The 7,210-nt window shown below is 65.7% G+C and carries 7 protein-coding genes; all 7 read left to right on the top strand.

Translation table 11 applies throughout. From position 1 onward, the window contains the following. The coding region (locus QZ951_RS18985; protein WP_293003485.1) for a thiamine phosphate synthase at positions 1 to 290 on the top strand (290 nt) is incomplete at its 5' end. Positions 291 to 339: 49 nt separating this feature from the next. Beyond that, complete coding sequence (gene hemL, locus QZ951_RS18980) at positions 340 to 1,629, top strand: glutamate-1-semialdehyde 2,1-aminomutase (RefSeq protein WP_293003484.1); 1,290 nt, start codon at positions 340 to 342, stop codon at positions 1,627 to 1,629. Beyond that, positions 1,626 to 2,576 carry a signal recognition particle-docking protein FtsY gene (gene ftsY, locus QZ951_RS18975; protein WP_293003483.1) on the top strand — a complete coding sequence of 317 codons (951 nt, stop codon included), beginning with the start codon at positions 1,626 to 1,628 and terminating at the stop codon, positions 2,574 to 2,576. The genes hemL and ftsY overlap by 4 nt, the downstream gene beginning before the upstream one ends. A gap of 8 nt (positions 2,577 to 2,584) precedes the next feature. Further along, positions 2,585 to 3,280 carry a cell division ATP-binding protein FtsE gene (gene ftsE / locus QZ951_RS18970; RefSeq protein ID WP_366943992.1) on the top strand — a complete coding sequence of 232 codons (696 nt, stop codon included), beginning with the start codon at positions 2,585 to 2,587 and terminating at the stop codon, positions 3,278 to 3,280. Continuing rightward, the gene (ftsX, locus tag QZ951_RS18965; RefSeq protein ID WP_293003480.1) at positions 3,277 to 4,227 is read left to right on the top strand and encodes a permease-like cell division protein FtsX; all 951 of its coding nucleotides are present in this window, start codon (positions 3,277 to 3,279) and stop codon (positions 4,225 to 4,227) included. The genes ftsE and ftsX overlap by 4 nt, the downstream gene beginning before the upstream one ends. A 289-nt stretch (positions 4,228 to 4,516) precedes the next feature. Then, positions 4,517 to 5,398 (top strand): RNA polymerase sigma factor RpoH, encoded by an 882-nt coding sequence (gene rpoH, locus QZ951_RS18960; RefSeq protein ID WP_293003479.1) that lies wholly within the window; start codon positions 4,517 to 4,519, stop codon positions 5,396 to 5,398. A 440-nt stretch (positions 5,399 to 5,838) separates the two neighbouring features. Next, positions 5,839 to 7,149, top strand: a complete 1,311-nt coding sequence (locus QZ951_RS18955) for a nucleotide sugar dehydrogenase (RefSeq protein WP_293003478.1) — start codon at positions 5,839 to 5,841, stop codon at positions 7,147 to 7,149. Positions 7,150 to 7,210 lie beyond the last annotated feature (61 nt).

Genomic DNA, 7,210 nt, shown 5'->3' with positions numbered 1-7,210 from the left:
GGGCGGACGAGGTGCTCGCCGCCGGCGCCAGCTATGTCGCGTTCGGTCGCTTCTTCGCGTCGAACACCAAGCCGAACGCGCCGCAGGCCGAGATTCCGCTGCTGCGGGCGGCCCGGGCGCGTTTCGACGTGCCGATCTGCGCAATCGGCGGCGTAACGCCCGATAATGGCGCGGCGCTCGTCGCAGCCGGTGCCGACTGGCTGGCCGCGGTCGAAGGCGTGTTCGGCAGCGGCGAGCCGCACGAGGTCGAGCGCCGCGCCTGCGCCTACTGCGCGCTGTTCGCGGCCTGACGCTCGCCCGGCCCGGCCGCGGCCCCCTTCACTGGAAACCGATTTCGACATGACCCGTTCCGAAGCGCTGTTCGACCGTGCCCAAGCCTCGATTCCCGGCGGCGTCAATTCGCCGGTCCGCGCGTTCCGCGCCGTCGGCGGCACGCCGCGCTTCATCGCGTCGGCCAACGGCGCCTACATCACCGATGCCGACGGCAAGGCGTATGTCGACTACATCGGCAGCTGGGGCCCGATGATCCTCGGCCACCAGCATCCGGTGGTCCGCGACGCGATCGTGGCGCAGGCGCAGATCGGCGTGTCCTACGGCGCGCCGACCGACGCCGAAATCACCATGGCCGAGCTGCTGTGCGCGCGGGTGCCGGGCCTGGAGCAGGTGCGGCTCTGCTCGAGCGGCACCGAGGCGACGATGAGCGCGCTGCGCCTGGCCCGCGGCTACACCGGCCGCGACATGATTCTGAAGTTCGAAGGCTGCTACCACGGCCATTCGGACTCGCTGCTGGTCAAGGCCGGATCGGGTGCCCTGACCTTCGGCGTGCCAACCTCGCCGGGCGTGCCGGCCGATTTCGCGAAACACACGTTGACCGCCGATTACAACGATCTGGCGTCCGTTGAAGCCCTGTTCGCGGCCAATCCCGGCAAGATCGCCTGCGTGATCGTCGAGCCGGTGGCCGGCAACATGAACTGCATCCTGCCGAAGCCGGGCTTCCTGGAAGGGCTGCAGCGGCTCTGCAAGGCGGACGGCGCGGTGCTGATCTTCGATGAAGTGATGACCGGTTTCCGCGTCGGCCCGAAGGGCGCTGCCGGCGTTTACGGCATCACGCCGGACATGGTCACGCTCGGCAAGATCATCGGCGGCGGCCTGCCGGTCGGGGCCTTCGGCGGCCGTCGCGAGATCATGCAGAAGCTGTCTCCGGCCGGCCCGGTCTATCAGGCCGGAACGCTGTCCGGCAATCCGCTGGCGATGGCCGCCGGCATCGCGCTGCTGACCGCGCTCGACGATGCCGCGATCTACGCGCATCTGGAAGCGACCACCGCGGCGATCCTCGCCGGCCTGAATGCCGAAGCCAAGGCCGCCGGCATTCCGTTCACCACGGTGCAGCTCGGCTCGATGTTCGGCCTGTTCTTCACCGACCAGCCGGCGATCACGAGCTTTGCCGAGGTGACGGCCTGCAATCTCGACCAGTTCAAGCGCTTCTTCCACGCGATGCTGGCGCGCGGCGTCTACCTAGCTCCCAGCGCCTATGAGGCCGGCTTCGTGTCGGCGGCGCATGGCCCGCGCGAAGTCGAACTGACGATCAACGCAGCGCGCGAAGCCTTCGCGGAGCTGAAAGCGGCATGAGCGAGGACAACGTCGGCTTCATCGCGAAGCTCAGGAAGAAGATCAACAAGGGTGATTCCTGGCTGACCTATGACCTCGGCCGCCTGTTCACCGACGAAAAGCTCAACGACGACGCGATCGAGATCATCGAGGAGCGGCTGCTGATCGCCGATGCCGGTGTCGAAGCGACGATGCAGCTGACGCAGGCCCTGCGCAACGAGGTGATGGCGGGCCGGATCAAGACCGAAGCGCAGTTGCGCAAGGAACTGAAGAAGGCGCTGCTCGACATCATCGGCCCCTGCGCCAAGCCGCTGGTGGTGCCGAGCTACATCAAGCCGTACGTGATCTTCGTCGCCGGCATCAATGGCGCCGGCAAGACCACGACGATCGGCAAGATGGCCGCGAAAATGAAGAAGGAAGGCAAGAGCGTGCTGCTGGCCGCCGGCGACACCTTTCGTGCCGCGGCCGTCGAGCAGCTGACGACGTGGTCCGAGCGCGCCGGCGTGCCGATCCTGTCGCAGGGCGCCGGTGCCGATTCGGCCTCGGTGATCTTCGACGCCGTGCAGGCCGCCAAGGCCCGCGGCATCGATGTGGTGATCGCCGACACCGCCGGGCGGCTGCATACCCAGAGCCATCTGATGGACGAGCTGCGCAAGATCCGCCGCGTGGTCCAGAAGCTCGATGCCTACGCGCCGCACGAAGTGATGCTGGTGGTCGACGGCACCGCCGGCGGCAATGCGCTGAACCAGGCCGTGCAGTTCCACGAAGCGATCGGCCTCACCGGCCTGACGATCACCAAGCTCGACGGCACCGCCAAGGGCGGCGTGCTGCTGGCGATCACCAAGCGGATGGCGCTGCCGGTGCGCTACGTGGGCTTGGGCGAAGCGATCGACGATCTCGAAGTGTTCGACGCCGATGCCTACGCCGAAGCGCTGGTCGGCGGCACCGCGCTCGGGGACAAGCGTTGAGCGATGCGCTGATCCAGTTCTCCGACGTCAGCCATCGCTACGATGACGGCGGCCGCGAGATCCTGAGTCACGCGAACTTCACGCTGGCCAAGGGCGAGATGGCGTTCCTCACCGGCCCGAGCGGCGCCGGAAAGTCGACCCTGCTGAAGCTGATCGCGCTGCTGGCGCGGCCGACGCACGGCGAAATCCGCGTGGCCGGTCAGGACCTGAGCACGGTGCGGCGCAGCGCCGTGCCGGCCTATCGCCGGCAGTTCGGCATGATCTTCCAGAATTTCAGCCTGCTGCCAGACCGCAGCGTGTTCGACAACGTGGCGATGCCGCTGATCATCCGCGGCCACACCGGCGACGACATCGCGCGCCGAGTGCGGGCGGCGATGGACGCCGTCGGCCTGCGCGGCAAGGAGCGCGCGTTCCCGATCACCCTGTCCGGCGGCGAGCAGCAGCGCGTCGGCATTGCCCGCGCCGTCGTCGCCAAGCCGCGCCTGCTGATCGCCGACGAGCCGACCGGCAATCTCGATCCGGACATGGCAAACGAGGTCATGCAGTTGTTCATGCGCTTCAACGAGGTCGGCGTCAGCGTGCTGGTGGCGACCCATGCGCTCGGACTGATCTCGCGGCTGCCGTATCGCATCCTGCGGCTGGAGGACGGCGTGCTCGCCGACATCCGCTCGGCCGACGATGCCGACGGGGAGTTCGCCGAATGAGCGCCACCCGCCGTGTCAGCACCACGCCGAGCGGCTTCTCGCGCTGGCTGCTCGATCACACCCGCGCGATCAGCGCGACCCTCGATCAACTGAAACGCCGGCCGTTCGGCACCCTGCTGACCGCCTTCGTCATCGGCATCACGCTGGCACTGCCGGCGGGGCTCTACGCCGTGCTCGGCACGCTCGACGCGGCATCGAGCGGACTCAAGGGTTCGCTGCGCGCCTCGTTGTTCCTGAAGGACAGCGTCGACGAGGCCGCCGGCCGCACGCTGGCGGCAACGCTGGCGCGGCGCGCCGGCATTGCCGAAGCGAAGTACATCTCGCGCGACGCGGCACTGGCCGAGTTCAAGGCCCATTCCGGCTTCGGCGAGGCGCTGGACATCCTCAGCAGCAACCCGCTGCCGGCGGTCATCGTGGTCACGCCGGACGCCAAGGCACCGAAGGATCGGGCGCAGGCGCTGCTCGATGAAGTCGCCAAACTGCCGGAAGTCGACAGCAGCCGGCTCGATCGCGAATGGCTGGAGCGGCTGTACGCGATCCTCGCCGTGGTCGAGCGGCTGGTGCTGCTGATCGCCGCCGCACTGTCGATCGCGGTGCTGGTGGTCGTCGCGAACACGATCCGGCTCGACATCGCGGCGCGGCGCGAGGAAATCGTCGTGCTGAAGGTGATCGGTGCGCCGGACGCGTTCATCCGCCGGCCGTTTCTGTACACCGGGCTCTGGTACGGGCTGATGGGCGCGCTGCTCGCCTGCCTGCTCGTGGTCGGCGCCGGTTTCGCGATCGCCGATGCCGCGCAGACCCTGGCCGGCCTGTACGGCGGCGGCGCGGTGCTCGGCGGCCTGACCGCGGATACCGTGTTCGCGGTGTTCGGTGCCGGCGCGGCGCTGGGCTGGATCGGCGCGTTCTGGACCGTCAGCCGCCATCTCGGGACGATCGAGCCCGACTGAGTCCGGATTGAACCCAGACTGGGGCCGGGATGGGGCCGGACTGGCACACGACCGACGCTGGCGGCTTCGATCAAGCCCGCACGCGGCGGCTCTTGCAAACCGTGGAAGCGATCACAGGTTTGATTCGGAAGAATTCGGGCTTCAAGGGCAGGCTGTCCCGGACGGTGGTCGGGTCATTGCCAAATCCTATGAAGTACGCGAATTTCGGTTGGAACTTTCCGTAGGCTTAGCACTCCAAAAGTTCGAGTGCTAACATCCGGCGACACAGGCCGGGAACCAGGGGGACCAGATGACCGCTCTCGCAATCTCACAACGGGCTGCTTCGTTTCCGGTGCCGATGGCCGGCAGCCTCGACACGTACATCCGTTCGGTCAGCCAGATTCCGCTGCTGACGCCGGACGAGGAACAGAAGCTCGCCCACGAACTGCACGACGAAGGCAACCTCGCCTCCGCGCAGAAGCTGGTGCTGTCGAATCTTCGTTTCGTCGTCCACATCGCACGTGGCTACCAGGGCTACGGCCTGCCGCTGTCGGACCTGATCCAGGAAGGCAACATCGGGCTGATGAAGGCCGTCAAGCGCTTCGACCCGGGTGTCGGCGTGCGCCTGATCAGCTTCGCGGTGCACTGGATCAAGGCCGAGATCCACGAGTACATCCTGAAGAACTGGCGCATCGTGAAGATCGCGACCACCAAGGCGCAGCGCAAGCTGTTCTTCAACCTGCGCAAGTCCAAGACCCATCTCGGCTGGATGACCCAGTCGGAAGTCGAGGCCGTGGCCAAGGACCTGAAGGTCAAGCCGGAAGAAGTGCTGCAGATGGAGTCCCGCCTCGGCGGCGCCGACGTCTCGTTCAGCGCCACGCCGGAAGACGGCGACGAATCGTCGTTCGTGCCGGAGGACTACCTCGCCGATCGCCACGACGCCTATTCGGCGATCGAGGAAGCGGAATGGCAGGACGCCCGCGAAGCCCGCATGAGCACGGCGCTGGCCTCGCTCGACGAGCGTTCGCGCGACATCCTGAAGCGGCGCTGGCTGTCGGACGACCAGAAGGCCGGCCTGCAGGAGCTCGGCGACGAATACGGCGTGTCCGCCGAGCGCATTCGCCAGATCGAATCGGCGGCGATGAAGAAGTTGCGCAAGGCGATCGAGGTCGAGGACGACGTTCCCGCCTGATTCGCGGCGCGCTGCACCAAACAAGCCCGGCACTGCCGGGCTTTTTTGTGGCCCGCGTTCCGGCGCCGCGATCGTTGCCGACGCCCGCGGCCAGCATTTCGGGCCGGTGCATGCGGCGATGCAACAAATTTTTGCTTTCCTGATTTTAGATTTTACCGATAAAAATCAATGTTTTGTAAATTCGTGACGATCGATTCATGACGCCGATCAAGACTCCGTTCATATCTCATTCAGATTCATGAGCTTACGTTGTCGCTGTCACTGGCATGTTTTCTGCTGTAGACCAGTTCGAACACGTTGAGATTGCGAAAAAGGATTTTATAGCGCCGTTTTTTGACGGTGATCGAACAGTAATTACTGTTTGAAATTCTGATTGGCCAAACGGCCGCTTCGCATGGCTTTTCCCTCAGCGGAAACCGACATATAAACAAGGAGCTACCGTGCAGATCAGCATTTTTGGGATGGGCTATGTCGGTGCCGTCTGTGCAGCCTGCCTCGCCGACTACGGCCACGATGTCATCGGAGTCGATGTCTCGGAATTGAAGGTCAATCTGATCAACGCCGGCGAGTCGCCGATCGTCGAGCCGGGCCTCGGCGAACTGCTGGCGGCGGGCGTGGCATCCGGCCGGATCCGGGCAACGACCAGCACCGAGGACGCGATCCTGCACTCGGACCTGACGATGATCTGCGTCGGCACGCCGTCGAAGCGCAACGGCGACCTCGACCTGCGTTACGTCGAGCAGGTGTCGCGCGAGATCGGCGCGGTGCTGAAGCACAAGGCCGCGCGGCATACGGTGGTCGTGCGCTCCACGGTGCTGCCGGGCACGGTCAAGAACGTGGTGATCCCGGCCCTCGAATCGTCGTCGGGCAAGGTCGCCGGCGTCGATTTCGGCGTTGCCGTGAATCCGGAATTCCTGCGTGAGAGCAGCGCCATCGAGGACTACCGCAAGCCGCCGATGACGGTGATCGGCGAGTTCGACGAAGCCTCCGGCGCCGGTCTGGCCGAGATCTATTCGGTGCTGCCGGCCGAGGTGTTCCGCCGGCCGATCGAAGTCGCCGAAATGGTCAAGTACACCTGCAACGTCTGGCACGCGACCAAGGTCACGTTCGCCAACGAGATCGGCAACATCGCCAAGGCCAGCGGCGTCGACGGCCGGGAAGTGATGAAGCTGATCTGCGAGGACACCAAGCTCAACCTGTCGTCGTACTACATGAAGCCCGGCTTCGCGTTCGGCGGCTCCTGCCTGCCGAAGGACCTGCGGGCGATCAACTACCGCGCCGCGCAGCTGGAATCGGACAACCCGATGCTCGCCGCGATCATGCGCAGCAACGCCACCCAGGTGCAGCGCGCGTACGAGCTGATCTCCTCGCTCGGCCTGCGCAAGGTCGGCCTGCTCGGTCTCGCGTTCAAGTCCGGCACCGACGACCTGCGTGAAAGCCCGCTGGTGGAACTGGCCGAGCTGCTGATCGGCAAGGGCTACTCGCTGTCGATCTACGATCGCAACGTCGACCATGCGCGCGTCATGGGCACCAACAAGGACTACATCGACTCGAAGATTCCGCACGTCTCGAACCTGCTGAAGTCGAACATGAGCGATGTCATCGAGGCTTCGGAAATCGTCGTGCTCGGCAACAAGGACGCGGCATTCGGCGAAGCGCTGTCGAAACGTCGGCCGGGCACCAAGGTGGTCGATCTGGTCGGCTTCATGAATGGAGCGTCCAACGACGACCTGCACGGGATCTGCTGGTAAGCCGCCGGCTTTCGCCTGCGCACCGTCACGAGGACTGCCATGTCTGCGAGCATCGAGCCCC

The sequence above is a fragment of the Nevskia sp. genome, assembly GCF_021732705.1.
Taxonomy (GTDB): domain Bacteria; phylum Pseudomonadota; class Gammaproteobacteria; order Nevskiales; family Nevskiaceae; genus Nevskia.
The sequence above is the reverse complement of the archived record's forward strand: the minus strand, read 5'-3'. Positions and strand labels throughout refer to the sequence as shown.